A 25,272-nucleotide genomic window follows, 5' to 3' on the forward strand; every position below is an offset into this window, starting at 1 on the left:
AATCAACAAAAACGTGCGCCGGAGGCCGCGTCGGGCCTCTTAAGTCCGCGAGATCTTCGCGCCCAACCCGTCCATCAGTGGCTCAAAAATCGGGAAGGACGTAGCAATTGGGCCGCCGTCATCCACGCTCACAGGCTGCTGTGTGGCCATACCCATCACCATAAAGCTCATGGCAATGCGGTGATCCAGGAAGCTCTCACAGGTTGCGCCGCCCGGCACGTTGCCGTGACCCAGACCTTTCACGATCCACCAGTCATCCCCCTCATCGACCTCAACCCCATTGGCGCGCAGACCTTTGGCCATGGCGTCAATCCGGTCGCTTTCCTTCACCCGCAGCTCTTTTACGCCACGCATCACGGTGTCACCTTCGGCAAAGGCTGCGACCACAGACAGCACCGGATATTCATCAATCATGCTGGCTGCGCCCGCCGGGTCAATTTCCGCGCCTTTGAGGTTAGGCGAGAACCGCGCCCGCAGGTCCGCCACCGGCTCCCCGCCCTCTTCGCGCTCGTTCTCAAACGTCAGGTCCGCGTTCATCGCCTGCAGCGCGTAGAACAGACCAGCACGGGTTGGGTTCAGCCCGATGTTTGGCACCAACACGTCAGAGCCCGGCGTGATGATCGCTGCACATACCGGGAAAGCTGCCGAGCTTGGATCGCGCGGGACAACAATGGTCTGCGGTTTCAGCTCCGGCTGACCGGTCAAGGTGATCACGCGGCCTTCATCGGTCTCTTCCACCGAAATCTCTGCGCCAAAGCCCGCCAGCATCCGTTCAGTGTGATCCCGCGTGGCCTCTTTCTCGATCACCACAGTCTGCCCCGGCGCGTTCAACCCCGCCAACAACACCGCAGATTTCACCTGCGCCGATGGCATCGGCACTTCATAGCGCACCGGCACCGCGTCTTTGGCCCCAACAATGGTCATCGGCAACCGACCCCCAGAGCGCCCAACAGAGGTCGCGCCAAACAGCGCAATCGGGTCTGTCACCCGCGCCATGGGCCGACCATTCAAGCTTGCGTCGCCGGTGAAGGTCACCGTGATATCGCTGGTCGCCATCGCGCCCATGATCAGCCGCACACCAGTACCGGAGTTGCCGCAGTCGATAATATTGTCCGGCTCTGCAAAGCCCCCCACACCAACGCCATGCACCGACCAATTGCCTTCGCCGTGGTTGATCACCTCCGCGCCAAAAGCTGCCATGGCCTTTCCGGTGTCCAGCACATCTTCACCTTCCAGCAGACCGGAGATTTTGGTCTCGCCCACGGCCATCGCGCCAAGGATCAAGCTGCGGTGGCTGATAGACTTGTCACCAGGCACATGCGCCTCGCCCTTCAGCGGGCCGCAGGGAGAGGAGGTCATCGGGATCGGGGTGCCGTGGCCGGACATAGAGCAGTATCCTTCTTGCGTTCAGCCCTGCTGTTAGCGCAACAAATGGCCCGCGTCCATGCCGACCTGCGGCGACAAATTACCCGGTTGCGGAATTTGCCCCCGCGTTGCCCGTACCACGCAGCCACACCTCCGGATTGTCCTGCGCAATTTGCCGAAACACCTCTTCGCCCAGCGCGTTGCGCAACCGGAAACACACCGCCTTCTCGCTCAACTTTTCCTGCCGCGTCATGTAGAAATCCGAGCCAAACAGAACCCGGCTGCGCAACCGATCGCCCGCCTCAGTTTCATCGAGCAAAAACAGGCGTAAAAACGGGATGTAGTCATCAAAGTGAAACAGTGTGTAGCTGATGTCGGTCCACAGTTGCGGCCAATCTCCCGAGCCAATCATATCGCGGATTTGCACCTGCCAGTTCTCATCGCCCCGCGGTGCTTCACCGTTGGCATAGGCGTGCCAGTCCTTCTGCCCGCCAAAATGCGCCAGACAAATCCGTATATCCGGAAACGCCCGCATCACCGGCCGATAAGCTTTGGGTTCCGTGTAGCGATCCGCGATGTAATCCGATACCTCGCGCCCCTGCACTCCGCCCCGCGAGCAATGGGTCATGACCGGCATCTTGCGTCTGTTGATTTCCGGATACACCGTCTCCATCAGCACCGGATGATCTGGCGCAAACCCCATGCGCGGATAGATTTTTAATCCTTGAAACTGCAAATCCTTAATCGCCCGCAGCCCTTCCTGCGCACTGCCCTCGCTCAGCGGATTGACCGTGGCGAACGGAATTACCGAGCCATTGGGGTCCGCCGCCTGAGCCATCTCATGCAGTTTGTCATGCTGCGTGCGCAGGTCTTCTTCCACCAGACCATAGCCAATCCCCGCCATGTCCATCGGCAACACCACATAGCGCGTGTTGCTCGGGTAGTGCTTTTTGACGTTATCCAGAACCGCCGCCTGTTCATCATGCTGGGCTTCCTGTTGAAACCGGTACAATCGGTCAAGCTTTTCGGCAATGTCCTCCTGCCCCAGCAGCCGCACAATCCAAGCAATGCCTTTGATCAGGATCGGTACCCGTTGAAACAGGCGGGTCCATTTGTAGGGAAAGTCGCGAGGTACATGCGCCTGCGTAAACGTGTGCACATGACAATTGGTGATTTGGATGGGTTCCATGGGAAAATGACCTTGCTTTGAAAACAAGACCAGCCTGCGGCAATCCCCCCATGAAAATCAAGGTCAGCAAATGACCCGTTTTGACGCGGGTTATCCCAAATGCATTCGGCCTATTACGTCTTCCGGAACGTCAGATAATGCGGCGTGCGCCCCTCGCGGAAGGCTTTCTGCTCATAGCGCGTGGAGATCCAATCCCCCCACGGCTCGCGCCAATCCTCGGGCTTCTCCGCCAGCCACTCAAACCCATGGCGCGGCACCTGCTCCAAGGTCTGGCGCACGTAATCTTCAATGTCCGTCGCTACGCGGAAAATCGCGCCCGGCTTCAGCTTGCGCGACAGCGGCTCCAGATGTTCCGACGTCACAAAACGACGACGGTGATGGCGCTTCTTGGGCCAGGGATCGGGATAGAGCAAAAACGCCCGGCTTAGGCTCTCATCTGGCAAGACGTCAAACATGTCGCGCGCATCACCTGGATGCACTTTGATGTTCTCCGCCCCGGCCTCACGGATTTTGCCAAGCAGCATGGCAACCCCGTTGATATAGGGCTCACAGCCAATGATGCCCACATCGGGATTCTGCACCGCCTGATGCACCATGTGCTCGCCGCCGCCAAAGCCGACTTCGAGCCAAACTTCCTTGCCGCCAAACAGCGCCTCGAGGTCGAGGTTCTCACGCTCCGGGTTCTCTTCCCAGCCCACTTTCCCCGGCGACAGTGCCGCCAGATCTTCATCCAGATAGACCTCCTGGCTGGCGCGCAGGCCCTTGCCTTTGAAACGGCCATAGAAGTTGCGCCAAGGCGCACCGCTTGCGTGTCTGCCAGAATCTTTGCCGGGGTGTTTGTCGTCGGACATACCAAAATACCTTATGCTGCGGGCCTGCCTTTGCCTAAACCCGCAGCAAAGGTCAAGTTCAGCCAAAAATCTTGCGCAGAATGAGCATGCCCGGAATGGTCACAATATACATCGTGATCCCATAGACTGCCGCTGGCACAGCAAACTCCGGAATGCCGCCGGTTTGCGCAATGATACCCGCCACAGCGATTCCAAGGGTCGCATTCTGCACGCCCATTTCCACCGAGATACACAGCCCATCCGGTCCCGACAGCCCCAGCACCCGCGCCACCACAACACCGGCTATCAGTAACACCACATTCAGCGCCATCAACACCGGCCCCAAACCGCCAATGTTCTCCATGAACATCGTCCAGTTTGTCGCCAGCGCCGCCGCGACAATCACCACAAACAACACCAGAGCTACGGCGGACACCCGCCCCTCGTTATTGTCCGCAAACGTCGGCGCCACAAACCGCAGCAACACGCCAATCGCCACCGGCACGGCGGTGATCACAAACATGCTGATGCCAATCGCAGTCACATTGATCACCGGCGCATCGCCACCCAAAAACGTGGTCGCCGCCCAGCCGGTCAGCGCAGGCACCGTCAGCACGGACAACAGGCTCACCACTGCTGTCAAGGTAATCGACAACGCCACCGTGCCGCCCGCCAATTTGGTTAGGATGTTGGACGTCACGCCCCCGGGGCAAAATGACAACAACATCACACCAAAGGCCATCGCAGGCGGCAAGCTTGTGAACGACACCAGCAAAAACGCCGCCGCAGGCACCGCAATCACCTGCATCGCCACGCCCACAATCACCGCGCGCGGCATGGTCAGCACCCTGCCAAAATCGGCAAAGGTCAGCCCAAACCCCAGTGAAAACATAATAATCGCCAACGACAGCGGCAAAGCCACATCGATCAACATCGCGCATTCCTCCCATTTCCCAGACTGACCGTGGCACAGGTGCCCCACGAAGCCAAAGACTTCCGTTGGGGCAGCCCTTCCATGGCTGGCAATAGGCACAAAAAAGCCCGCCGACCAATGCGACGGGCTTTTCAAATTTTGGGCTATGGCGAAGCTCAGATCGCTTTTTTCAGATCCTCAACCAGATCCGTGCGCTCCCAGCTGAAGCCACCGTCTTCGGTTGGCGTCCGGCCAAAGTGACCATAGGCCGCCGTGCGCTGATAGATCGGCTTATTCAGTTGCAGCTTCTCGCGAATGCCCCGTGGCGTCAGGCTCATCACACTGCGCACGGCTTTCTCGATGTCCGCAGGCGCCACTTCGCCGGTGCCATGGGTGTCGGCATAAACCGACAGCGGCTCAGACACGCCAATCGCGTAAGACAGCTGAATGGTGCAGCGCTCCGCCATGCCCGCGGCCACAACGTTTTTTGCCAGATAGCGCGCTGCATAGGCTGCAGACCGGTCTACCTTGGTTGGGTCTTTGCCAGAGAACGCGCCGCCGCCATGCGGGGCTGCGCCGCCATAGGTGTCCACAATGATCTTACGGCCGGTCAGACCGGCATCGCCATCCGGCCCGCCAATCACAAACTTGCCGGTCGGGTTCACGTGCCACGCGGTGGCATCGGTGATCCAGCCCTCAGGCAGGGTCTCACGAATGTAAGGCTCCACGACGGCGCGCACATCCGCGCTGGTCATGGCCTCGTCCAGATGCTGTGTCGACAGCACGATAGAGCTCACGCCCACCGGCTTGCCACCTTCATACACCACAGACAGCTGCGATTTCGCATCCGGGCCAAGCGTCGGTTCTTGACCGGATTTGCGCACCTCGGCCAGACGGCGCAGAATGGCGTGGCTGTACTGGATTGGCGCAGGCATCAACGCCTCGGTTTCGGTGGTGGCATAGCCAAACATGATGCCCTGATCACCGGCGCCTTCATCTTTGTCAGCAGCGGCATCCACGCCCTGCGCGATATGCGCGGACTGTTCGTGCAGCAGGTTGGTGATCTCCACGGTCTCGTGGTGGAACTTATCCTGCTCATAGCCGATGTCTTTGATACAGGCGCGCGCAATCTCGTCGATGCGGTCCATGTAGTCATGCAGCTTGTCCTGATCCGACAGACCAACCTCGCCGCCAATCACCACCCGATTTGTGGTGGCAAAGGTTTCCGCCGCTACTCTTGCCTCAGGTTCCTCTGCCAAAAAGGCATCCAAAACGGCGTCCGAGATGCGGTCACAGACCTTATCTGGGTGGCCTTCCGAAACACTTTCGGAAGTAAACGTGTAGTTCTGTCGTGTCATGAAGTGCTCCATTAAAAGTCGATCGCCACGTCAGGAAGCCGTTGTGGCGATAATTTCCCGTCTGCCTTACGCCTCCGTCACCGAAGGGTCAATGCGTTTCGCGCCGACGCAGTAAAGGCGCGGTTAATAGCAGCAGCACAACCACAATGCTGAGCGGTAGGTCACCGGTTTTGGCAAAAAGTGTCTTGGCCCGCGCTTCAGGCAGCGCCGCATCCAGATAGCCTTCGGTATTGAGCGCCAAGGCATCCAGCACCCTGCCCCGCGCATCAATCACGGCACTCACCCCGGTATTGGCAGACCGCAGCACTGGCAACCCGCTCTCAATCGCGCGCATCCGCGCTTGATCCAGATGCTGATAAGGGCCAGAGAAATTACCAAACCAGGCGTCATTTGTCAGATGCAGGATAAAGTCCGGACGCTCTGGGGCGGCCCGCACATCTTGTGGGAACACGGCCTCATAACAGATCAACACCAAGGCTTTTCCCAGCGCCCCCAGATCCATCACATCCGCGCCCGCACCGGGGGAAAACCCGTCGCCATTGCGGCTGGCCAACCCCTGAATGCCAATCTTGCTAAGCAGATCGCCAAGCGGGATGTATTCGCCAAAGGGCACCAGATGGTGCTTGTCATAGGTCTGCGTGACGCGGCCGACTTCATCCATCAACACCGCCGCATTGAAAATCCGCAGCCCTTCCGCGCGGTTGATGCCCAGCACCACCGGCACATCGCCCGCAGCACCCGAAATGATGTTCAGTGTGTTCGCCGCATTGTGCAGCCACACCGGCACGGCGGTTTCCGGCCAGACAATCAGATCGGGACGGACTTTTCCGGCACGAGTAAACTGCACCAACCGCTCAAAGAACAGCCCGGCATATTGCGGGTCCCACTTCTGATGCTGCGGCGCATTGGGCTGGATCAGGCGCACCACAGGGCCCTCCGCCTGCGCCTGCGGGTCCGCCTCACTCAGAGGCATTGCCAACGCGACAAAGCCCAGAACCGCGGCACCGATTTTCAGGCCCACACGCCCACCAAAAACCAAGGCCTGCGCCAAAAGCCAGGCCGCAATGAAGAAGACCAAATTTAACCCATGCGGCCCAATCACCGCTGCGCTTTGCGCGACCAGCTTGTTGACCAGCACATAAGACGGCATGGCCCAGGGAAATCCGGTGAACACATAAGCCCGCACCAGCTCCGCCAAGGTCAACGTCAGGATCACAGCCCAGCCGGTGGTGCTCAGCCGTTTTGCCCCCCAAAACGCCAACGCCCAGAACAGCGCCAGACCCATGGACAAAAACAGGATGGCAAAGGGCGCCATCCAACCGTGTACCAGTGGGTCCACCAGAAACGGTTCCACAATCCAGCTCAGGGACAGCGCAAAATAGCCGGTGCCAAAACCCAGGCCAAACACCGCGTCCGAAAACCCGCTTGCGGTCAGCCGAAGCATCGCAAAGGCCGCGGCAAATCCAATGAGCGAAAGGAACCATAGGTCAAACGGCGGATGACCCAGCGCGGCAATCAAGCCCACCGCGCCACCTGTGCAAAACGTCTTCCAGGGAATGGCCCGCAACCGGCGGCGCAAAGCGCCGTCAGCCATCCTGTACCACCACAGTGGGGCTTGGCAGGAACACCCGCAGGCGTTTGATCCGGCGTGGATCGGCGTCCACGACCTCAAACTCCACCCCATCAGGGCTCTCGACCACCTCACCCCGCGCAGGCACATGCCCCGCCAGCATAAAGACCAGCCCGCCCAATGTGTCGATCTCTTCCGGGTCCACCTCTTCGTGGTGGCTCAGCGAGCGGCCCACCGCGGCTTCAAACTCATCCAGCGGGGTTTTGGCCAGCGCCAGATAACATCCCGGCTTTTCCTCGACAAAGAGATCAGCCTCTTCCACGTCGTGTTCGTCTTCGATTTCGCCGATGACCTGCTCAATCAGGTCCTCGATGGTCACCAAGCCATCCACACCACCATATTCATCAATCACCAACGCCATATGGCGCCGCTCGGCCTGCATCTTGGTCAGCAGCACACCAATCGACATGCTCGGCGGTACAAACAACAGCGGCCGCAGCACGCGGGTGATGTCAAAATCCTTGGCGTTGTCACCATTAAACCCGTGGCGCAGCGCAAAATCTTTCAGGTGCACAAAACCCACCGGCGTGTCCAAAGTGTTCTCATACACCGGCAAACGCGTCAGGCCGCTGTCGCGAAACAGCTGCACCAGCTCCGTCTTTGTGATGGTGGTTGGCACCGATTGAATATCGGCCTTGGGCACCGCCACATCCTCAACCCGCATCCGGCGCAGGTTCATCATGCCATGCGCCTGCGGCACCGGGTTGGTTGCGGCCACCGGGCGCTCTGCCACGGTTTCCGGGGTGTCACTCATACCAAACAGGCGGCTCATCCAGCCCTTCGGTTTACTTATCTGGCCTTCCGGCTGCGCGCTTGGCGCTGCGTTAGAAGACCCGTCTGCACTGTCGCCCATTGGCCCTTTCCAAGGTTTCTTGCGGTATTTTGCCCGCTATTTGATCTCATATGGGTCTGCCAGACCCATTTTGCCAAGTATGGTGGTCTCTAAACCTTCCATCAAAGTGGCATCTTTGTCACGCACATGATCGTAGCCCAGCAAATGCAAAGTGCCATGCACCATCAAATGGGTGACATGATCGGCCATTAGTTTGCCCGCTGCCTCGGCTTCCCGCGCGCAGGTGTCATAAGAAATCGCGATGTCGCCAAGCTCCTCCGGCATCCCCGGAAAACTCTGCTCCGGCAGCGCGGGCACATCACCATCGACGTCCACACCCCGCTCTTCGCTCGGCCAGCTCAACACATTGGTGGCTTTGTCCTTGTCACGAAAATCGGCGTTCAACTCGGCAATGCGCATGTCATCACAGGCCAGCACAGCAATTTCGAAGATCTCGGAAGCCATACCAAGATGGGCCAACACCGCCTGCGCTGCGGTTTCGGCCAGTTCCTCAAACGCCACCGCGTTCCAGCGGTCGTCTTCAATAATGGTATCGGTCAGCATTGTCCCTGCGCTGTTTGGGGGCTGACGGCCCCCACACCCCCGTGGATATTTTTAGCCAAATGAAGGGTCAGGACTTAGCGTCCTTATCTTTCAGCGCCCGCATGGCATCGGCGTCATAGGCTTTGATGATGGCGGCCACAAGCGGGTGACGCACCACGTCATCAGCTGTGAAGTAGTTGAAGCTGATGTTGGGGATATTGCTCAGCAGCCGCTCCGCATCTTTCAGCCCTGAAGGCACGCCACGCGGCAAGTCGATCTGGCTGCGGTCGCCGGTGATCACCATCCGGGAGCCTTCGCCCAGACGGGTCAAGAACATCTTCATCTGCATGGTGGTGGCGTTCTGCGCCTCATCCAGCACCACAAACGCGTTGGACAGGGTCCGCCCCCGCATAAAGGCCAGCGGCGCGATTTCAATCTTTTTCTCTTCGATCAGCTTGCCCAACTGTTTGGCGGGCAGGAAATCATTCAGCGCGTCATAAAGCGGCTGCATGTAGGGATCGACCTTGTCTTTCATGTCACCGGGCAGATAGCCAAGCTTCTCGCCTGCCTCCACGGCAGGACGCGACAGAATAATCCGATCCACCTGCCCCGAAATGAACATGCTCACGCCAACGGCAACCGCCAAATAGGTCTTGCCGGTGCCCGCCGGCCCGATGCCAAAGGCCAGTTCATTGTCAAACAGCGACAGAACATAGGCTTTTTGCGCATCGGTGCGCGGCTCGACCAGCTTTTTTCGTGTCTTGATCTCAACCGTGCCGCCTTTGAACATCTCCATCTGATCGCCGTCACGCACGCCGGTGTCCTCCTCGGAGCCACCCATGCGAATCTCGCGATCAATGTCGCCGCCTTCGACCGACTTGCCACTTTCCAGCCGCGTATAGAGCGCGGTCAGCACCTCGGCCGCCTCGCTCTGGGCCGCCTCTTCGCCATGAATGTCGAGCAGGTTTCCCCGTCGCAGGATCTGCACCCCCAGCTTCTGCTCTATATCCGCAAGGTTGCGATCATATTCGCCGCAAAGCTCGATCAGCAGTCGGTTGTCCGGAAATTCCACCGAGGTCTTTTTCGGTGCATCGGATGAAGGCGGTGGGGTCATGGTGCCAGTGGGCAATCACATCTCCTGTGAAGAAGGTTATAGCCCCATGGTGCCAAGTTGCGCCGGGAGTCGCAAGCGTGAGGGCGTGAATTTTCCGTGACGGGCACACAGCAAAACTCTCGCTGCAAAGAAAAAGGTCGCCGAAAACCTCCGGCGACCTTCCCAAAATTCTCAGGCGATGTGGATCAGATCCAGTCGCCGATGCCCGCGCCCTGTTTGAACGGGCCGGTGGCCACGCCGGGAGGGGCTGCACCGGAGCATACTGGCTTGCCATAGGGATCCAGACGCTGGGACAGGTAGCCTTCGACGCCGTCGTCGATGATCCAGTGGTCACAGCCGTTGGGATCCACCCAGACACCGGCAATCAGGTTGCTCAGGTGGCCATCGTCGGTGAAGTTGTCCACGGTCTTATCGACCTTGTTGTCGATGCAGGCCGACAGGCTGACTGCGGCACCGAGAAGCAAAACGCTTTTGGTCAGTTTCATATCGCCTCTCCCTTAGCGCAGACAGATGATTTCAACACGGCGGTTCTCCGCCATGCCGGCCGCGGTGCGGTTGGTCGCACGTGGCATACGCTCGCCATAGCCGCGCACGTCAGCCACACGGGCGCCGGTGCTGCGGGCCACTTTGGCCACCGCATTTGCGCGATTGTAGCTCAAACGCATGTTGTAGTCGTCGCTCGCGCGGCTGTCGGTGTGACCGGCAATGATAAAGGCCGACGCGGTGGAGCTGTTAAAGAACTCTGCCAGACGTTGACGGTTGGCCGAGTTGATCGCGTATTTGTCGGTGGCAAAGAACTGGTCGGAGTTCATCACACCACAGACATTGCCGCGACGGCACACAGGGATGCCCTGACGGTTCACATGCGGGGTCATATACCCTTCCACACCGTCGTCCATCACCCAGTGCTCGCAACCATCCGGATCAACCCAGACAGTTGGAACATACGGTTGGCCCAGAACAGTGCGTTGGTTTTGGGCCGCAGCGGGCTGAGCAATGGCCAGAAGTGCAACACAGGCAGCCGCCGCACCTCCAAGCGCCGCCCGCGCCATTTTTTTGGTTTTGATCGCCACAGCGAGTACCTCTCCTATCCCCCGAAAGCCATTTTGTTGAAACAGTGTTCTAAATCAAAGCTTTCTATATCCCATCAAGATGCACCGAGTTGCCTCTCATGTGAAGAAGAAATCCTTAATTCGCGTGGGGCGAGACCTAAAATATGTCCAAAATGTGTCACGCGCGCCCTACTCCAAGCAGAACGCGCGCATCAATATTCTCGAATTAACCAAGATTGTTTCCGACGTTAGGTCAATCTCAGATCAGCACACCACCTAGGGAGTTGGCCGAGCTCTCCACGATTCTCACCCGCTTGATGTCGCCAATTTGCCCCGCCGGATCAGCGACATAGACCGCGTGCAGGTAATCTGACTTGCCCACCATCTGCCCGTCCAGACGTCCGGGCTTCTCGTAGAGCACGTTGACCTCTTTACCGACCATGCTGTCCTGAACTTCTTTCTGCTGCTGGCCCAACAGCGCCTGCAATCGCTGCAAACGGTCGTTGGCCTCAGCTGGATCCACCAAAGGCCGCTCGGCCGCCGGAGTGCCCGGGCGGGTGGAATATTTGAAGCTATAGGCCTGCCCGTATTTGACTTCGCGGATCAGATCCATCGTGTCCTGGAAATCCGCTTCGGTCTCTTCCGGGAAGCCCACAATGAAGTCGCCAGACAACAGAAGATCCGGCCGCGCGACGCGAATGCGCTCGATCAGCTTGATGTAGCTGTCGCGTGTGTGGCTGCGGTTCATGCGCTTCAGGATCTTGTCGGAGCCCGACTGCACCGGCAGATGCAGATAGGGCATCAGCTTGGAACAGGTGCCATGCGCCTCGATCAGGTCGTCCATCATGTCATTGGGGTGGCTGGTGGTGAAGCGAATACGCTCCAGCCCGTCGATCTTGTCGAGCTCCCAGATCAGACCCGCCAGCGTCATGTCGCCACCGCCATGCGCGCCATGGTAGGCATTCACGTTCTGGCCCAGAAGTGTGATCTCGCGCACACCGCGCTCCACCAAATCCCGCGCTTCCGTCAGCACGCGGTCCACCGGACGCGACACCTCTGCCCCGCGCGTATACGGCACCACACAGAAGGCACAGAACTTGTCACAGCCTTCCTGCACAGTCAGAAACGCGGTGGGCGCCCGCTTGGCCTTGGAACGGCCCTTTAGCTTTTCGAACTTGTCTTCTTCCGGGAAATCCGTGTCCAGCGCTTTCACGCCTTCTTGGGTTTTGGCCTCCATCTCCGGCAAGCGGTGATAGGCCTGCGGCCCCACCACCAGATCGACCATCGGCTGACGGCGCATGATCTCTTCGCCCTCGGCCTGCGCCACGCAGCCCGCCACGCCAATCTTCAGGTCCGGCTTGTCCGCCTTCAGCCCCTTGAAACGCCCCAGCTCGGAATAGACCTTCTCGGCAGCCTTTTCGCGAATGTGGCAGGTGTTGAGCAGGATCATATCCGCATCATCCGGCGTGTCCGTGGTCTCATAGCCGGCACCGCCCATGGCCTCTGCCATGCGCTCACTGTCATAGACATTCATCTGGCACCCGTAGGTCTTGATGAAGAGCTTCTTTTTCTCAGCGGTGGTGTTCTCGGCCATGGGACATATCCTGCAGCGGTTTCAAGGCGCCTCCCTACAGAAAAGCAGGGGCGCTTGCAATGCGCTCGCTTTTAGCGGATTTTGAGCGCAACAAGGACAAAAACACGCAAAATGAGGCGCGCATGACATACGACTCGGTGGAGCAGTTTCTGCGCGAAGGTCAGGCCGATCTGACCAAAGGCCCCGTGGCCCTGATCTTTGTCGAAGACGACATCGAGATCGAAAGCACGCTCTATCACCACCTCGACCTTGGCTTCAAAAAAGTCGTCGTGTTTATGCCCGCCGCCTTCCCTCTGTCGGACGAACTGGCAGAGCTGTGTCCGCGCATCACCATGGATGCGCCACGCGGCCAGCCGATGATCGACGCGGTCAACAAAATCATCGAAGCCGCGCCAACCGTTTGGCTCTATTACTGCTTCAACGCCGAATACCTGTTCTTCCCGTTTTGTGAGACCCGCGGCATCGGCGAGATGCTGGCCTTCCACACCGAAGAGCAGCGCGACGCGATGCTCACCTATGTGATTGATCTCTACGCACCAGACCTGAGCGTCACGCCCAATGCCGTGTCCCTGGAAAACGCACAACTCGACCGCTCCGGCTACTATGCTTTGGCGCGACGGGATGCCGACAATCATGACCACCCTAAAGAGCGTCAGCTGGACTTCTTTGGCGGCCTGCGCTGGCGGTTTGAAGAGCACATCCCGGCCAACAAACGCAAGATCGACCGCATCTCGATTTTCCGCGCCAAACCGGGCCTGCAACTGCGCGATGACTTCACTTTCACGGATGAAGAATACAACACCTTTGCTTGCCCCTGGCACAACAACTTAACGGCGGCGGTTTGTTCCTTCCGCACAGCCAAGGCACTCAAGGCCAACCCAGGATCCACTTTCGACATCCATCAATTTGCATGGCACAACTCCGTGCGCTTTGACTGGCATTCGCGCCAGCTTTTGGATCTCGGCCTGATGGAACCCGGCCAGTGGTTCTAAGAAATCCGACCAGACGCCTCATAGCGCTCCTGGCGGTCTCAGCCGCCCTCATAGCCTGCGCCAAAGTCCCATTTGACGCCCCGCGCACGCCCTCTTACGCGCTCACCGCCGATGCCTCCTCAGACGCCGTCAGCCGCGCGGTCTCCGCCCAAACCGGCGCGCAATCCGCCTATTTCGAGCTCACTAACGGCACCGACGCACTCGGGGCTCGCCTGCGCATGATCGAAAACGCGCAGCACAGTATCGACATCGCCACCTTCCTGATCAAACCCGACACCGCCAGCAGCATCCTCACCCACCGGCTGTTTGACGCCGCCAACCGCGGCGTGCGCGTGCGGCTCTTGGTGGATGACGTCTTCACCACCGCCGATGACACCGACCTCGCCGTGCTCGACACGCATCCCAATATCGAAATCCGCATCTTCAACCCCAGCTCGCGCAACGCACCCAAAGCCATGGGGTTTCTCTGGGATTTCAAACGTGTGAACCGGCGCATGCACATCAAGACCTTTGTCGTCGACAACGACATGGCGATCATTGGCGGGCGCAACTTTGCGGATGAGTACTACGAACTCAAACCCACCGAGGTCTTTGCCGACTATGACCTCGCGGTCTTTGGCCCCGAGGCGGCCGAGATCAATCCGATCTTTGACACCTACTGGAACGACGCCTACGCCATTCCCGTCGCCAACCTGCGCGCCAAATCCGCGCCGCAGCCGCCACAAATCACGCTGTCGGATTGGGCCTATGACCCCGACAGCCCCGAAGTCGCCGCCTACACCAAAGCGATCAATGCGCCGTACTTGCAAGACATTGCCAACCGCACGGTTGCACCTTTCCGAGGCACCTCCCGTATCATCGCCGACACCCCGCAAAAACTGCGCAACCCCGAGGGCAAAGGCCCGCACATCTTGGGCGAAGCCTTTTTTGCCGCCATTGGTGAGGCCAAGTCCCACGTCACCCTAATTAGCCCGTATTTTGTGCCCGAAGACTACGGTGCGCGCTTCTACGCCAATCTGGCCCGCTCCGGTGTGAAGCTGCGGATCGTGACCAACTCGCTGGCCTCCACCAACCACGCCTATGTGCACGGCGGCTACGCCCGCCACCGCGCCAACCTTCTGGCCGCTGGTGTGGAACTTTATGAACTGCGTCACGACGCCATCGAAGCGCTCAACCTGACCGACATAGAGAGCCCGCCGCACATCACGCTGCACACCAAGCTCGCCGTGATTGATGACACTTCCGTGCTGGTTGGCTCTCTGAACCTCGACCCGCGCTCGATCAAGACCAACGCCGAAATAGGCCTCTTGGTCGAAAGTCCGGCTTATGCGCGCAGCATCCTGACAAACTTGGATCAAAACCTTGCGGATTTCGCCTACAAGGTTACCGCCGAGGACACAGGTTTGCAGTGGACGCACCAGCCCAAAACTGTTGCCCCCACAGTGGTCACCAAAGACCCGGATGCGGGCCTCTGGCGGCGCTTCATGTCCGTGCTGCCCCAATGGTTCGGCCTCGAGGGGCTAACTTAGAGCGTTTCGAGAAATGATTTAGACACCAGCATCGCAAATGTCCTGAGAGCGCGAAGCGCGGCAAGGTATTTGCGGTCCCACTTTTCTCGAAACGCTGCGAGTCAGCACTTCACCAACACGGCCCCGGTGCGCCCCCCGGCCTCTACCATCTCATGGGCCGCCGCGGCGTCTTCCAGCGCAAACACATTGGGCGCGTCCAGCTTCAAAGCTCCATCAGCAAAAGCCCCATGCAGTCGCGCTATCGCCGCCGCCCGTTCAGCCAGTGGCAGGATATAGATCAACGAAATATCCAGCTTCAAAGCCTTAAACAGCATCGGCCCAAACGGCATTTCCGGCGCCATGTCTTTGGCAGACCCATAGGCCGCAATCGTGCCCAACGGCTTCATCACCTCGGTCAGCAACGGCAGGTTTGGCCCTAGCTCTACCTCCACAGCGCGATCCACACCGTCACAAATGGCCAATACATCCTCCGCCAATGTCGGGCTGGCGTAATCAAACACATGTGTCGCGCCCGCTGCCTTCACGCGGTCCATATCCCGCGCCCCGCTGGTCGCGATCACCGTCGCCCCGCCCCAGACCGCCAGTTGCACCGCTAGATAGCCAACCGAGCCTCCGCCACCGGACACCAGCACCGTTTGGCCTGCAACATCGCCACCGCCAAACACCGTCTGCGCCGCCGTCAGCCCCGGAATGCCCATCACCGCGCCATCCTCTAACGACACGCCGTCCGGCAAGGCCACCACCTGCTCTGCTGGTACGACGATGTACTCCGCGCAGGTCCCGAACGGCCGCTGCCATTGCCCATTCCAGAGCCACACACGCTCGCCCAGACGCGCCGCATCTACACCGTCGCCCACCGCCTCAATCACGCCAGCCCCATCGCTGTGCGGCACAATCACCTCAAACGGCGGTTTGGTCACGCCAGGCCGCGACCCGCTGCGCGCTTTGCAATCTGACGGATTCACGCCGGAAAAAGCCACCCGCACCAACACCTCACCAGCACCCGCTGTCGGCGTTGCCATTTCCTCAACCTTCAACACATCCCGCGCTGGCCCAAAGCCCCGCCACGTCACTGCTTTCATGACACATCCTCCCTGCTTGGCACCCATGCTGTCACAGGCCCAAATCAAGGACAATTGCTCTCAGAAAGGTTTGACCCAGCGTCGCGCTCAGGTCCGGCGCAGGCGGATCACCACGTCGATCTTGGAAATCTCCGCGCCCTCAGGCGCACCCGGCAGCCTGGAAATCTCCAGCTCTTCCGCTGGCGCATCGGTCAGCACGCGGTCGTCTTCCCAGAAGAAATGTGGATGATCGCCGGTGTTGGTGTCAAAATAGCTCTTGGAGCCATCCACAGTGATTTCCTGCATCAGACCCGCGTCACAAAACGCCCTGAGCGTGTTGTAAACGGTCGCCAAAGACACGCTATCGCCATGCTCGCGCACCGAAGCAAACAGGCTTTCCGCCGTCACATGCCGGTCGTTGCCGTCGCCCACCAACAGGGCCGCCAGCGCCACACGTTGCCGTGTCGGGCGCAGTCCAGCCGATGCAAGCCATTGGGTGCCGTTGCGAAGTGCCTCAGTGGTCATAAGTCATATCCTGTGCGTCAGCTGCATATTTAACGCAGACTGCCCCCGTATTTCAAATGAAAATGAGTCGCAAACAAATCCACGCGCCCGCAGCCTCCCTTCTGCCCTCACCTGACACTTGCCTTGCAGGGACAGGCTGGCAGGTGATAAAGCAGGCGAAAGCAACACCTAAATGACAAGGGACCACCCAGAATGGCCGACTATCCCACGAGCTTTGACAAAGACGACCTGCTGAAATGCGCCCGTGGCGAATTGTTTGGTCCCGGCAACGCGCAACTGCCTGCCCCGCCCATGCTGATGATGGACCGCATCACCGACATCTCCGCAGACCGCGGCGAGTTTGGCAAAGGCCACGTTGTTGCAGAGTTCGACATCACCCCGGACCTGTGGTTCTTCGAATGCCACTTCCCCGGCAACCCGATCATGCCCGGCTGTCTCGGTCTGGACGGTCTGTGGCAACTGACCGGCTTCAACCTCGGCTGGCGCGGCATGCCCGGCAAAGGCATGGCCATGGGCGTGGGCGAAGTGAAGCTCAAAGGCATGGTCAAACCCGACCGCAAAATGCTGACCTACCACGTGGATTTCACCCGCATCATCGACCGCAAGCTCAAGCTTGGCGTCGCCAACGGCAAAGTCTTTGCTGACGGTGAAGAGATTTATGAAGTGAAAGACATGAAGGTGGGTCTGGCGGCAGAGTAAGCCCACATCGACAGTCTGCATGAAACGAAAGAGGCCCCTGGGCCTCTTTTTTCGTTACACCGGCGGAAACGGCGTTCCTCCCCAACACGTTCCGGTGACGTCGCGCCCCGACACTTGATCGATACCCCGGTTGTCGTAGTCTCATCGCACCACAACGCGAACAGACAAGGGACAGCCCATGACACATCTCACAGGTCAATGCCTCTGCGGCGAGATTTCATTTGAAGCGGACGGTGACGTGCCAGTGATGGCCAACTGCCACTGCACCGCATGCCGCCACTCTACCGGCAGCGCTTATGCCACGTTGATGTTCATGAAACAGGACGACATCAAAATCTCCGGTACCCCTAAAACCTTCTCACACGGCTCGGACGCGGGCACCACGATGACCAAACATTTCTGTGGCACCTGCGGCACGCCCCTGTTCACGCAAAACTCGGCCCGCGAAGGCATGCTGGGCATCCGCGCCGGCAATATCAAAGAACACGAAGAATTTGCCCCCAAAGTGAACGTCTACGTGTCCAGCAAACTTGACGCGACGGTCTTGGAAGACGGCATCCCTGCGTTCGAAAAAATGCCCGGCTAAAGCAAGATCGCCTCTGGCCGATACAAAGCAGCCAGAGGCGGCACCCACCCACGCAGGCAGGTAAATCCCGACCACGGGCGACCTGTCGCAACGCCCCACCTTGCGCCGCCCCCCCTTCATCCCCTACATAGTGCCCAGCAAACTATGGGAGAGCGCACATGCGTCGCGTCGTCGTTACCGGACTGGGTATCGTATCCTCGATTGGCAACAATGCCGAAGAAGTCACCGCCTCGTTAAAAGCGGGCAAATCCGGCATTTCCGCCAGCGCTGAAATGGCGGAGCACGGCTTCCGCAGTCAGATCGCGGGCCATCTCGACATCGACATCAAAGAGCTGGTCGACAAACGCACGCTGCGCTTCATGGGCCCCGGTGCCGCCTACGCCCATATCGCCATGCAGCAGGCCATCGCCGACGCGGGTCTCTCGGAGGATCAGGTTGTGAACGAGCGCACCGGCCTTGTGGCTGGCTCCGGCGGCCCGTCCACCTCAGCCATGCTGACCGCGCACCAGACGGTGGCCAAGACCGGCGCCACCAAGCGCATTGGGCCTTTTGCGGTGCCAAAATGCATGAGCTCGACGATTTCGGCTAACCTGGCAACTGCTTTTAAAATCAAAGGCATCAACTACTCGATCACCTCCGCCTGCTCGACCTCCCTGCACTGCATCGGCAACGCCGCAGAGCAGATCATGATGGGCAAGCAGGACGTGATGTTTGCTGGCGGCGGCGAAGAACTCGACTGGACCTTGTCCTGCCTGTTTGACGCCATGGGCGCGATGAGCAGCAAATACAACGACACCCCGGAAAAAGCCTCCCGCGCCTTTGACGCGGACCGCGACGGCTTTGTCATCTCCGGCGGCGGCGGCATTGTGGTTCTGGAAGACCTTGAGCACGCGCTGGCTCGTGGTGCCAAAATCTACGCCGAAGTCACCGGCTTCGCCGCAACCTCCGATGGCCATGACATGGTGGCCCCTTCTGGTGAAGGCGGCGAACGCGCCATGCGTTTGGCCACTGCCACGCTGCCTGAAGACCGTAAGGTCAGCTACATCAACGCCCACGGCACTTCCACACCGGTTGGCGATGTTGGCGAAGTTGAGGCCGTGCGCCGCGTCTTCGGCGAAGGTACCACACCGCCTATCTCCTCCACCAAATCCATGACCGGCCACGCCCAGGGCGCAGCGGGCGCATTGGAAGCGATCTTCTGCCTGCTGATGCTGGATGGCGACTTCATCACACCATCGATCAACGTGGAAAACATGGACCCGGCAATCAACCCGGGCGAAGTGGCCACCGATCTGGTGGAAAACGCCGGTCTGGACACGGTGATGACCAACAGCTTTGGCTTTGGCGGCACCAACGGTTCAATGCTGCTGTCCAAATACCGCGGCTAAGCACTGCCCCAATATGCAAGTTTTCAGAAATGCCCCGCGCGGGGCATTTCGCATTTCTCGGGTCAGGCCTGCGCCGCGTGCAGCTCCGCGCCAATGGCTTCCAAAATCTCCGCCGCACCACCAGACCGCACCCGTGCCACGCCGGTGCCTGCCCATTGCGCGCCAAAGCCTGTCTCTCCAGCCGCCTTCGCCGCCGCATTCAGCGCCTTGCCCGCATCATAGGTCACCGGGTAGTCCGGCACCTTGGCGTGTAAACCCTGCCCCAGCTTGACAAAATCATTCCGCATACAGCGCGCCGCGCGCCCGGAAATAGATGTGGTCAGCACCGGAGGCCCCTGCTCCGGGTCCCGCAACGCCGCGCGGTAGGCTGCGTCCGCCGCTGACTCCGTACAATCCAGAAACGCCGTGCCCAGCTGTGCCGCCGCAGCCCCCCGCGCCAAGGCCCGCGCCACATCCGCGCCATCCATCAAACCGCCCGCCGCAATCACTGGCAGCTCACAGGCCGCCACCAGCCGCTCCACCAATGACAGCGTTGGCAGCGCTTCATCCTCCACATCCGGATCAAACGCCCCGCGATGCCCTCCCGCCTCAATGCCCTGCGCCACAATCGCGTCCACACCCACCGCCTCACAGGCCCGCGCCTCCGCGATATTAGTAGCACTGGCAAACACCAGATTGCCTGCGGCCTGCAATTCCGCAATCCACGCCCTGTCCGGCAGGCCAAAGTGCAGGCTCACCACCCCCGGCGCTTCCTCAATCAACATGTCACACATCGCCCGATCCACCACAAAGCTGGTGTAAATCTCGTGCAACGCCTCAGGCGGCTTTGCGCCAAACCGCGCAAACGTCGGCGCCAAGGCGGACAGCCAATCTGTTTCTACGTCGGCATCCCGCAGCGCAGGCGCATGGCAAAACACATTGGCATTGATCGGCCGATCCGTCAGCGCCCGCGCCGCCCGGATCATCTCCCGCGCCCCATCCACGCCCGCGGCCCCAAGGCCCAGCGCGCCGAGACCACCGGCATTGCTCACCGCAGCTGCCATCTGAGGTGTCGACACCCCCGCCATCGGCGCCTGCAACAGCGGCCATTTTAGTCCCAGCAACGCAGTCAAATCCATGTGACGTCCTCCTGCTCTCACGCTAGCGCCACACGGACAAAAGAAAACCCCGTCAAACTACGGGAACACATCAGGCACATAACTCTTTCAAATTTTCCAAAACACGCCAATCGGTCACCTTCCCTTACCAATTTGGCATTTGAATCCAACCATCTACCACAGCCATGCGCCAAACGCATACCTTTTGGGCGAATTTGACACAGCTAAATGTCTTGGAGGTAGAGCAGATCCCACAGTATAGACCCAGAAAATTTCGCCCCTTTCGTCTAGCATGGACCCTTTTTGCAAATGCCCCTTTCCGCAATCTTACTGGCTGTTTCCGGCCTGGCGCTCTTGGTGTTTCTCACCACCAACGCCTTCACCGGCCGCCCCTTGCTGAAGAAGGCGGAACCGTTTTTGGTGATCCTGAGCCTGGTGATTGTTTTTGTGGCGCTGCAAAGCACCATCTCCGACAGCGCCGCACACGATCACGCCCACCGTCCAAAATCAATTTTGCATGAGTTCCAGTTCAGCCGCCATTGCGCAAACCGTCTGGGTGGCGTGGCAACCTTTACCGAAGACATGGCCTACTGCATCCGTGGCGACTTTATAGCCAACCAGCAAAAGCTGTTGCAATAACCCAACAAAAAAAGCCCGCCGAAACCGACGGGCTTTCATCATCACACCACTTGGCGTGATCAGTTGATTGACACCAGCTCAATCGCAAAGGTCAGATCTTTGCCTGCCAGCATGTGGTTCGCGTCCAGCTTCACCACCTCATCGGTGATCTCCACCACGGTCACAGGCACAACCTGACCGGTTGGGGACTGCATCTGCAGCTGCAAGCCAATTTCCAGCGGGATCTCTGCCGGGATCTGCTCGCGTGGCACATCCTGAATCGCTTCCTCATGACGTGGGCCATAGGCCTGATCCGCCGGGATCTCCGCCACTTTCTTCTCACCCACGCTCATGCCGTCCACGGCGGTGTCAAAGCCTGGGATCACCTGACCGCTGCCCAGGGTGAACTCGAGCGGATCGCGACCCTCGGAGCTGTCAAATACAGAGCCATCGCTCAGGGTGCCGGTGTAGTGGATGCGGACGGTATCGCCCGATTTTGCTGCGGTCATAAAATGTCCCATCTGTCAGCTTTGTCCGACCCCTCCGGCCGGCTTGAAGCGCGCACCCTATAGCCCTCACGTCTATTTGTAAAACAGGCCTTTTCGCCCCGCACCAAACCTGCCACTCTGCCCGCGACACGGGAGGACACCATGGCCATCACCACCTGCATTTTTGACGCCTACGGCACACTGTTTGACGTCGCCGCAGCAGCCCGCGAAGCCGCCGCAGAACCGGGTCGCGAAGCTTTTGCCCAACATTGGCAGAAAGTGGCAAACGACTGGCGGTTGAAACAGCTGCAGTACACCTGGCTGCGCGCCGTTGCCGATGCCCACACCGACTTCTGGGAGGTCACGCAAAACGGTCTCGACTGGGCCCTGGAGGCCTCGGGCCTGCAAGGTGACCCGGAACTGCGCGAACGTCTGCTGGCGCTCTACTGGGAGCTCTCCGCCTACCCCGAAGTGCCGGACATGCTTGCCAAACTCAAAGCAGCAGGCATGAACACCGCGATCCTGTCCAACGGTTCGCCCAACATGCTCACTGGCGCGGTGGACTCCGCGGGCGTGCAAGAATTCCTTGATGATGTGCTCAGCGTCGAAGACGTGCAGATCTTCAAACCCGCCGCAGTGGTCTATGACCTTGTTGGACAGCGTTTCAACTGCGCCAAAGACGAAGTTCTGTTTGTCTCCTCCAACGGTTGGGATGCGGGTTGCGCCACCGGCTACGGCTTCACCACCGCATGGGTGAACCGCGCGGGTGAGCCCGTCGACCGCCTGCCATGGACACCCCACCACATTCTGTCTGACCTCACCAGCATTCCCGATCTCACGAGTTCCTGATGTCCCATTTCACCACCTCTGACGGCCTGTCGCTCTATTATGATGACACCGGCGGGCCCGGCCCGATTGTGCTCTGCCTCTCCGGCCTGACCCGCAACGCCACTGATTTTGACTATGTGCACCCCCACCTGAAAGACGCCCGCGTGATCCGCATGGACTACCGTGGCCGCGGCCAATCCGAATGGGCCGAAGACTTCGCCACTTATAATCTCCTGCGCGAGGCCCAAGACGCGCTTGAGCTGCTCGACCACCTTGGCGTCGACAAAACCGCGATCCTTGGCACCTCGCGTGGGGGGCTCATCGCACTCACGCTGATGGAAATGGCCCCCAACCGAGTCACCGGCGTCTGCTTCAACGACGTGGGACCGGTGATCGAAACTGACGGCCTCGAAGTCATCCTCGTCTTCATTGGCCGCAAACCGGTGTGGACCACCCGCGCCGAGGCCGCCGAGGCCCTAGCCACCCGCCTGCCCGGCTTTCACAATGTCCCCGCCAGCCGTTGGGAAGAAGAGGCCGCGCACCACTTTGTCGAAACTGACGATGGCCTCAACATCAACTACGATCCGAAACTGCGCAACGCCGTGCTAGCCGAGTTCGATCCCAAAGCCCCCGCAGGTGACCTATGGCCTCAGTTTGACAAGCTCAGTGGCCGCCCCCTCGCCGTCCTGCGCGGTGAGCACTCCGACATTCTGAGCCAAGAGACCTACACCGAAATGCAGTCCCGCGCGCCCATGCTGGCCGCCGAGGTCAAAGACCGCGCCCATGTGCCTTTCTTGGACGAGCCGGAATGCCTTGATGTGCTGCACCAATGGATCGCCCAACTGCCCAACGGAGAGTCCGCATGAACATCGACATGATCCGCGCCGCTGCAAAGCGCATCCAAGGCCACGCCCGCGTCACGCCCATGCTGACCTCGCCATTCTTGGATGACATCGCTGGCCGCCGCGTGCTGGTGAAGGCCGAAAACCTGCAACACACCGGGTCTTTCAAGTTTCGCGGCGGTTGGTCTGCGGTCTCTGCTATGGACGAAGCCACCCGCAAACGCGGTGTGATCGCCTTCTCTTCCGGCAATCACGCCCAAGGCGTGGCCGCCGCCGCCACCGCCCACGGCGCGCCCTCGGTGATCATCATGCCGCAGAACGCCCCGAAGCTGAAAATCGACAACACCCGCGCCTTGGGGGCCGAAGTGGTGCTTTATGACCGCGCCGGTGGCGAAAGCCGTGAAGAGGTGGGCAACAAGATCGCCGAAGAGCGCGGCCTGACCCTGATCCGCCCCTATGACGAGCCGCAAGTAATCGCCGGCCAAGGCACCGTGGGGCTGGAAATCGCAACCCAAGCCGCCGAGCTTGGCGTGACCTCTGGCGACGTGATTGCCTGTTGCGGCGGCGGTGGTTTGACCGCGGGCATCGCTTTGGCTCTTGAGGCCGACGCCCCCAACCTGCGCGCCCGCCCATCGGAGCCCGAAGGCTTTGATGACACCGCACGCTCTCTGGAAACCGGCAGCATCCAGCGCAATGCCAATGAGACTGGCTCCATTTGCGATGCCATCATCACGCCCCAGCCCGGCGACCTCACGTTCCCGATCCTGCAGCGTCTGGTTGGCCCCGGATTTGTTGTGAGTGAAGACGAGGTGCTGCAGGCCATGTCCCTCGCCTTCAAACGCTTGAAAATCGTCGCCGAACCCGGCGGGGCCTGCGCCCTGGCCGCCGCCCTGTTTCATGGCGACAAAATCAAAGGCGACGCTGTGGTCGCTGTTTGCACCGGCGGCAATGTCGACGCCGATGTCTTTGCTGACGCTCTTAAAAGGTTCCCGTAAATGACCAATTTCACCATCGCCTCTTTCAACGTGAAAAACCTGATCGGCCCGGATCAGGAATACTACACCTTCCAGTCCTACACCCCCGAGGAACACGCCTGGAAAGAGGATTGGACCGCCAGCCAGCTGTTCTCCATGGACGCCGACATCGTGGGCTTTCAGGAAATCTTTGACGAACCCTCTTTGCGCGGCGTGATCGCAGAGGCCGACCGCATCGGCGAAGAGTCCAACGCCGCGGTCATCCCCGACAAATCCAAGCGCTATCACCGCAAGGCCATCTTCCGCAAACTTGGCTACACGCCCTACGGCGACGGCGGCTTGTTTGTCGCCCCCAACGTGAACGACACCGGCGAGCCGGGCAAACGCCGCCCCGGCGTCGCCATCCTGTCACGCTACGGCTTTGCGGAGCCCCCCGAGATCATCCAGGACCTCGACACCCCCGTCGAAATCCCCTTCCAGGGTCTGGACGGCGACGACTCCGGCGCCTTTGTCCTGCGCCGCACCTCCCGTCCGATCCTGAAGGCGCGCATCCCCGTGGACGATCAAATCATCACCGTCTTCAATTGCCATCTCAAATCCAAACTGGGCGAGTTCCCCCGCGACGCCGACGGCAAAGCCCCTGAGGCCGACCTCACCAACTACGACCCACTGGGCCGCGCCATGGGGGCCATGCGCGCAGCCCTGCGCCGCATGGCCGAAGCCTGGGTCCTGCGCCGCGCCATTGTCGAAGAACTGAACCAAGGCCGCCCGGTCATGGTGCTGGGCGACTTCAACGACGGCGAACATGCGGTCAGCTCCGAAATCATCTCCGGCGAAGTGCCCTTCCGCAACTACAGCTGGATGCTGCGCCACGACGCAAAACACGCCAACGACCGCTACACCCGAAAAGAAAACGACGCCATCCAAGACGCCGTCACCTCCGTCCGCCTAACCTCCGCCGAAGCCTTGTTCACGCGCAAATCCCTGCGCGACATGGTCTACACCACCGCCTTTGGAGGGGTTTACGAAAGCATCGATCAAATCTATCTCAGCCAGCACTTCCACCCGGACAATCCGGACCGCCTCGGCGACATGGACTACTTCAGCGTGTTCAATGACCATCTCACCGATGGCAGCCACGCCGAAGCGCCCTATAACAAACTCGCCTCTGACCACGGGCAAATCATGGCCCACATGCGCCTCAAAACCGACGACCAAGACTGAC

The 25,272-nt window shown here is 59.9% G+C and carries 26 protein-coding genes and 1 riboswitch; of the genes, 10 read left to right on the forward strand and 16 right to left on the reverse strand.

Annotated features, from left to right (window positions below; genetic code table 11):
• Positions 1-39: 39 nt before the first annotated feature.
• The 12 genes from aroA to miaB form a co-directional block, all read right to left on the reverse strand.
• Positions 40-1,386: a 3-phosphoshikimate 1-carboxyvinyltransferase gene (gene aroA / locus SIB92_RS09690; protein WP_412555588.1), complete on the reverse strand. Its 1,347-nt coding sequence runs from the start codon at positions 1,384-1,386 to the stop codon at positions 40-42.
• A 79-nt stretch (positions 1,387-1,465) separates the two neighbouring features.
• Positions 1,466-2,554 (reverse strand): amidohydrolase family protein, encoded by a 1,089-nt coding sequence (locus SIB92_RS09695; protein ID WP_412555589.1) that lies wholly within the window; start codon positions 2,552-2,554, stop codon positions 1,466-1,468.
• 113 nt (positions 2,555-2,667) lie between these two features.
• The gene (gene trmB / locus SIB92_RS09700) at positions 2,668-3,405 is read right to left on the reverse strand and encodes a tRNA (guanosine(46)-N7)-methyltransferase TrmB (protein ID WP_412555590.1); all 738 of its coding nucleotides are present in this window, start codon (positions 3,403-3,405) and stop codon (positions 2,668-2,670) included.
• A gap of 58 nt (positions 3,406-3,463) precedes the next feature.
• Positions 3,464-4,318 carry a bile acid:sodium symporter family protein gene (locus SIB92_RS09705; RefSeq protein ID WP_412555591.1) on the reverse strand — a complete coding sequence of 285 codons (855 nt, stop codon included), beginning with the start codon at positions 4,316-4,318 and terminating at the stop codon, positions 3,464-3,466.
• Between the two features lie 155 nt (positions 4,319-4,473).
• Positions 4,474-5,655 (reverse strand): methionine adenosyltransferase, encoded by a 1,182-nt coding sequence (gene metK, locus SIB92_RS09710; protein WP_168591768.1) that lies wholly within the window; start codon positions 5,653-5,655, stop codon positions 4,474-4,476.
• A 4-nt stretch (positions 5,656-5,659) separates the two neighbouring features.
• Positions 5,660-5,708: riboswitch (SAM-SAH riboswitch) on the reverse strand.
• A gap of 35 nt (positions 5,709-5,743) precedes the next feature.
• The gene (lnt, locus tag SIB92_RS09715) at positions 5,744-7,249 is read right to left on the reverse strand and encodes an apolipoprotein N-acyltransferase (protein WP_412555592.1); all 1,506 of its coding nucleotides are present in this window, start codon (positions 7,247-7,249) and stop codon (positions 5,744-5,746) included.
• Complete coding sequence (locus SIB92_RS09720) at positions 7,242-8,138, reverse strand: hemolysin family protein (RefSeq protein WP_412555593.1); 897 nt, start codon at positions 8,136-8,138, stop codon at positions 7,242-7,244. Before SIB92_RS09720 ends, lnt begins: the two co-directional genes overlap by 8 nt.
• A 36-nt stretch (positions 8,139-8,174) precedes the next feature.
• A complete protein-coding gene (gene ybeY, locus SIB92_RS09725; protein ID WP_412555594.1) occupies positions 8,175-8,681 on the reverse strand; it encodes an rRNA maturation RNase YbeY in 507 nt (168 codons plus the stop codon).
• Positions 8,682-8,748: 67 nt separating this feature from the next.
• The gene (locus SIB92_RS09730) at positions 8,749-9,774 is read right to left on the reverse strand and encodes a PhoH family protein (RefSeq protein WP_412555822.1); all 1,026 of its coding nucleotides are present in this window, start codon (positions 9,772-9,774) and stop codon (positions 8,749-8,751) included.
• Positions 9,775-9,959: 185 nt separating this feature from the next.
• Positions 9,960-10,259, reverse strand: a complete 300-nt coding sequence (locus SIB92_RS09735) for a hypothetical protein (RefSeq protein ID WP_294118977.1) — start codon at positions 10,257-10,259, stop codon at positions 9,960-9,962.
• Between the two features lie 12 nt (positions 10,260-10,271).
• Positions 10,272-10,826 carry an OmpA family protein gene (locus SIB92_RS09740; RefSeq protein ID WP_294119029.1) on the reverse strand — a complete coding sequence of 185 codons (555 nt, stop codon included), beginning with the start codon at positions 10,824-10,826 and terminating at the stop codon, positions 10,272-10,274.
• A gap of 259 nt (positions 10,827-11,085) precedes the next feature.
• Entirely contained in the window at positions 11,086-12,420 is a 1,335-nt protein-coding gene (gene miaB / locus SIB92_RS09745; protein WP_412555595.1) for a tRNA (N6-isopentenyl adenosine(37)-C2)-methylthiotransferase MiaB, read from the reverse strand.
• A 122-nt stretch (positions 12,421-12,542) separates the two neighbouring features.
• Between miaB and SIB92_RS09750 the strand changes: the two genes are divergently transcribed.
• Positions 12,543-13,412 (forward strand): hypothetical protein, encoded by an 870-nt coding sequence (locus SIB92_RS09750; RefSeq protein ID WP_412555596.1) that lies wholly within the window; start codon positions 12,543-12,545, stop codon positions 13,410-13,412.
• Positions 13,403-14,941, forward strand: coding sequence for a phospholipase D-like domain-containing protein (locus tag SIB92_RS09755; protein WP_412555597.1), 1,539 nt, complete (start codon positions 13,403-13,405; stop codon positions 14,939-14,941). Before SIB92_RS09750 ends, SIB92_RS09755 begins: the two co-directional genes overlap by 10 nt.
• 101 nt (positions 14,942-15,042) lie before the next feature.
• Here the strand turns inward: SIB92_RS09755 and SIB92_RS09760 are convergent, their stop codons facing one another.
• Together SIB92_RS09760 and irrA are read right to left on the reverse strand one after the other, a co-directional pair.
• The gene (locus SIB92_RS09760) at positions 15,043-16,023 is read right to left on the reverse strand and encodes an NADPH:quinone reductase (protein WP_412555598.1); all 981 of its coding nucleotides are present in this window, start codon (positions 16,021-16,023) and stop codon (positions 15,043-15,045) included.
• A gap of 87 nt (positions 16,024-16,110) precedes the next feature.
• The gene (gene irrA, locus SIB92_RS09765; RefSeq protein ID WP_412555599.1) at positions 16,111-16,527 is read right to left on the reverse strand and encodes an iron response transcriptional regulator IrrA; all 417 of its coding nucleotides are present in this window, start codon (positions 16,525-16,527) and stop codon (positions 16,111-16,113) included.
• A gap of 192 nt (positions 16,528-16,719) precedes the next feature.
• Between irrA and fabA the strand changes: the two genes are divergently transcribed.
• From fabA to fabB, 3 genes are all read left to right on the forward strand, one after another.
• Entirely contained in the window at positions 16,720-17,226 is a 507-nt protein-coding gene (gene fabA, locus SIB92_RS09770) for a bifunctional 3-hydroxydecanoyl-ACP dehydratase/trans-2-decenoyl-ACP isomerase (RefSeq protein WP_294118985.1), read from the forward strand.
• A 178-nt stretch (positions 17,227-17,404) separates the two neighbouring features.
• On the forward strand, positions 17,405-17,812 hold the full coding sequence (locus tag SIB92_RS09775) for a GFA family protein (protein WP_412555600.1): 408 nt from the start codon (positions 17,405-17,407) through the stop codon (positions 17,810-17,812).
• 158 nt (positions 17,813-17,970) lie between these two features.
• Positions 17,971-19,200 carry a beta-ketoacyl-ACP synthase I gene (fabB, locus tag SIB92_RS09780; RefSeq protein WP_412555601.1) on the forward strand — a complete coding sequence of 410 codons (1,230 nt, stop codon included), beginning with the start codon at positions 17,971-17,973 and terminating at the stop codon, positions 19,198-19,200.
• A gap of 62 nt (positions 19,201-19,262) precedes the next feature.
• On the opposite strand, the gene SIB92_RS09785 is transcribed toward fabB, so the two are convergent.
• Positions 19,263-20,318, reverse strand: coding sequence for an NAD(P)H-dependent flavin oxidoreductase (locus SIB92_RS09785; RefSeq protein ID WP_412555602.1), 1,056 nt, complete (start codon positions 20,316-20,318; stop codon positions 19,263-19,265).
• Between the two features lie 288 nt (positions 20,319-20,606).
• Between SIB92_RS09785 and SIB92_RS09790 the strand changes: the two genes are divergently transcribed.
• The gene (locus SIB92_RS09790; protein ID WP_412555603.1) at positions 20,607-20,936 is read left to right on the forward strand and encodes a hypothetical protein; all 330 of its coding nucleotides are present in this window, start codon (positions 20,607-20,609) and stop codon (positions 20,934-20,936) included.
• Positions 20,937-20,995: 59 nt separating this feature from the next.
• Here the strand turns inward: SIB92_RS09790 and SIB92_RS09795 are convergent, their stop codons facing one another.
• Positions 20,996-21,424 (reverse strand): FKBP-type peptidyl-prolyl cis-trans isomerase, encoded by a 429-nt coding sequence (locus SIB92_RS09795; protein ID WP_412555604.1) that lies wholly within the window; start codon positions 21,422-21,424, stop codon positions 20,996-20,998.
• Between the two features lie 141 nt (positions 21,425-21,565).
• Here SIB92_RS09795 and SIB92_RS09800 point away from each other — a divergent pair, with 141 nt between their 5' ends.
• From SIB92_RS09800 to SIB92_RS09815, 4 genes are read left to right on the forward strand one after another with little or no spacing between them, the layout of a single operon-like run.
• Entirely contained in the window at positions 21,566-22,252 is a 687-nt protein-coding gene (locus SIB92_RS09800) for a haloacid dehalogenase type II (protein ID WP_412555605.1), read from the forward strand.
• On the forward strand, positions 22,252-23,097 hold the full coding sequence (locus SIB92_RS09805) for an alpha/beta fold hydrolase (RefSeq protein WP_412555606.1): 846 nt from the start codon (positions 22,252-22,254) through the stop codon (positions 23,095-23,097). Before SIB92_RS09800 ends, SIB92_RS09805 begins: the two co-directional genes overlap by 1 nt.
• Positions 23,094-24,068 carry a threonine/serine dehydratase gene (locus SIB92_RS09810; protein WP_412555607.1) on the forward strand — a complete coding sequence of 325 codons (975 nt, stop codon included), beginning with the start codon at positions 23,094-23,096 and terminating at the stop codon, positions 24,066-24,068. The genes SIB92_RS09805 and SIB92_RS09810 overlap by 4 nt, the downstream gene beginning before the upstream one ends.
• Positions 24,069-25,271 carry an endonuclease/exonuclease/phosphatase family protein gene (locus SIB92_RS09815; protein ID WP_412555608.1) on the forward strand — a complete coding sequence of 401 codons (1,203 nt, stop codon included), beginning with the start codon at positions 24,069-24,071 and terminating at the stop codon, positions 25,269-25,271.
• Position 25,272 lies beyond the last annotated feature (1 nt).

The organism is Shimia sp. MIT1388, from assembly GCF_047124445.1.
Classification (GTDB): domain Bacteria; phylum Pseudomonadota; class Alphaproteobacteria; order Rhodobacterales; family Rhodobacteraceae; genus Shimia.

What these genes read in the sequence shown, in the direction of transcription:
- lnt (WP_412555592.1), bottom strand. Translation starts at nt 7,249, where the DNA reads ATGGCTGACGGCGCTTTGCGCCGCCGGTTGCGGGCCATTCCCTGGAAG.
- trmB (WP_412555590.1), bottom strand. Translation starts at nt 3,405, where the DNA reads ATGTCCGACGACAAACACCCCGGCAAAGATTCTGGCAGACACGCAAGC.
- metK (WP_168591768.1), bottom strand. Translation starts at nt 5,655, where the DNA reads ATGACACGACAGAACTACACGTTTACTTCCGAAAGTGTTTCGGAAGGC.
- ybeY (WP_412555594.1), bottom strand. Translation starts at nt 8,681, where the DNA reads ATGCTGACCGATACCATTATTGAAGACGACCGCTGGAACGCGGTGGCG.
- SIB92_RS09760 (WP_412555598.1), bottom strand. Translation starts at nt 16,023, where the DNA reads ATGAAAGCAGTGACGTGGCGGGGCTTTGGGCCAGCGCGGGATGTGTTG.
- SIB92_RS09795 (WP_412555604.1), bottom strand. Translation starts at nt 21,424, where the DNA reads ATGACCGCAGCAAAATCGGGCGATACCGTCCGCATCCACTACACCGGC.
- SIB92_RS09740 (WP_294119029.1), bottom strand. Translation starts at nt 10,826, where the DNA reads ATGGCGCGGGCGGCGCTTGGAGGTGCGGCGGCTGCCTGTGTTGCACTT.
- fabA (WP_294118985.1), top strand. Translation starts at nt 16,720, where the DNA reads ATGGCCGACTATCCCACGAGCTTTGACAAAGACGACCTGCTGAAATGC.
- SIB92_RS09785 (WP_412555602.1), bottom strand. Translation starts at nt 20,318, where the DNA reads ATGGATTTGACTGCGTTGCTGGGACTAAAATGGCCGCTGTTGCAGGCG.
- irrA (WP_412555599.1), bottom strand. Translation starts at nt 16,527, where the DNA reads ATGACCACTGAGGCACTTCGCAACGGCACCCAATGGCTTGCATCGGCT.
- SIB92_RS09805 (WP_412555606.1), top strand. Translation starts at nt 22,252, where the DNA reads ATGTCCCATTTCACCACCTCTGACGGCCTGTCGCTCTATTATGATGAC.
- SIB92_RS09790 (WP_412555603.1), top strand. Translation starts at nt 20,607, where the DNA reads ATGCCCCTTTCCGCAATCTTACTGGCTGTTTCCGGCCTGGCGCTCTTG.
- SIB92_RS09730 (WP_412555822.1), bottom strand. Translation starts at nt 9,774, where the DNA reads ATGACCCCACCGCCTTCATCCGATGCACCGAAAAAGACCTCGGTGGAA.
- SIB92_RS09800 (WP_412555605.1), top strand. Translation starts at nt 21,566, where the DNA reads ATGGCCATCACCACCTGCATTTTTGACGCCTACGGCACACTGTTTGAC.
- SIB92_RS09750 (WP_412555596.1), top strand. Translation starts at nt 12,543, where the DNA reads ATGACATACGACTCGGTGGAGCAGTTTCTGCGCGAAGGTCAGGCCGAT.
- SIB92_RS09810 (WP_412555607.1), top strand. Translation starts at nt 23,094, where the DNA reads ATGAACATCGACATGATCCGCGCCGCTGCAAAGCGCATCCAAGGCCAC.
- SIB92_RS09695 (WP_412555589.1), bottom strand. Translation starts at nt 2,554, where the DNA reads ATGGAACCCATCCAAATCACCAATTGTCATGTGCACACGTTTACGCAG.
- SIB92_RS09705 (WP_412555591.1), bottom strand. Translation starts at nt 4,318, where the DNA reads ATGTTGATCGATGTGGCTTTGCCGCTGTCGTTGGCGATTATTATGTTT.
- SIB92_RS09815 (WP_412555608.1), top strand. Translation starts at nt 24,069, where the DNA reads ATGACCAATTTCACCATCGCCTCTTTCAACGTGAAAAACCTGATCGGC.
- fabB (WP_412555601.1), top strand. Translation starts at nt 17,971, where the DNA reads ATGCGTCGCGTCGTCGTTACCGGACTGGGTATCGTATCCTCGATTGGC.
- SIB92_RS09720 (WP_412555593.1), bottom strand. Translation starts at nt 8,138, where the DNA reads ATGGGCGACAGTGCAGACGGGTCTTCTAACGCAGCGCCAAGCGCGCAG.
- SIB92_RS09735 (WP_294118977.1), bottom strand. Translation starts at nt 10,259, where the DNA reads ATGAAACTGACCAAAAGCGTTTTGCTTCTCGGTGCCGCAGTCAGCCTG.
- SIB92_RS09775 (WP_412555600.1), top strand. Translation starts at nt 17,405, where the DNA reads ATGACACATCTCACAGGTCAATGCCTCTGCGGCGAGATTTCATTTGAA.
- aroA (WP_412555588.1), bottom strand. Translation starts at nt 1,386, where the DNA reads ATGTCCGGCCACGGCACCCCGATCCCGATGACCTCCTCTCCCTGCGGC.
- miaB (WP_412555595.1), bottom strand. Translation starts at nt 12,420, where the DNA reads ATGGCCGAGAACACCACCGCTGAGAAAAAGAAGCTCTTCATCAAGACC.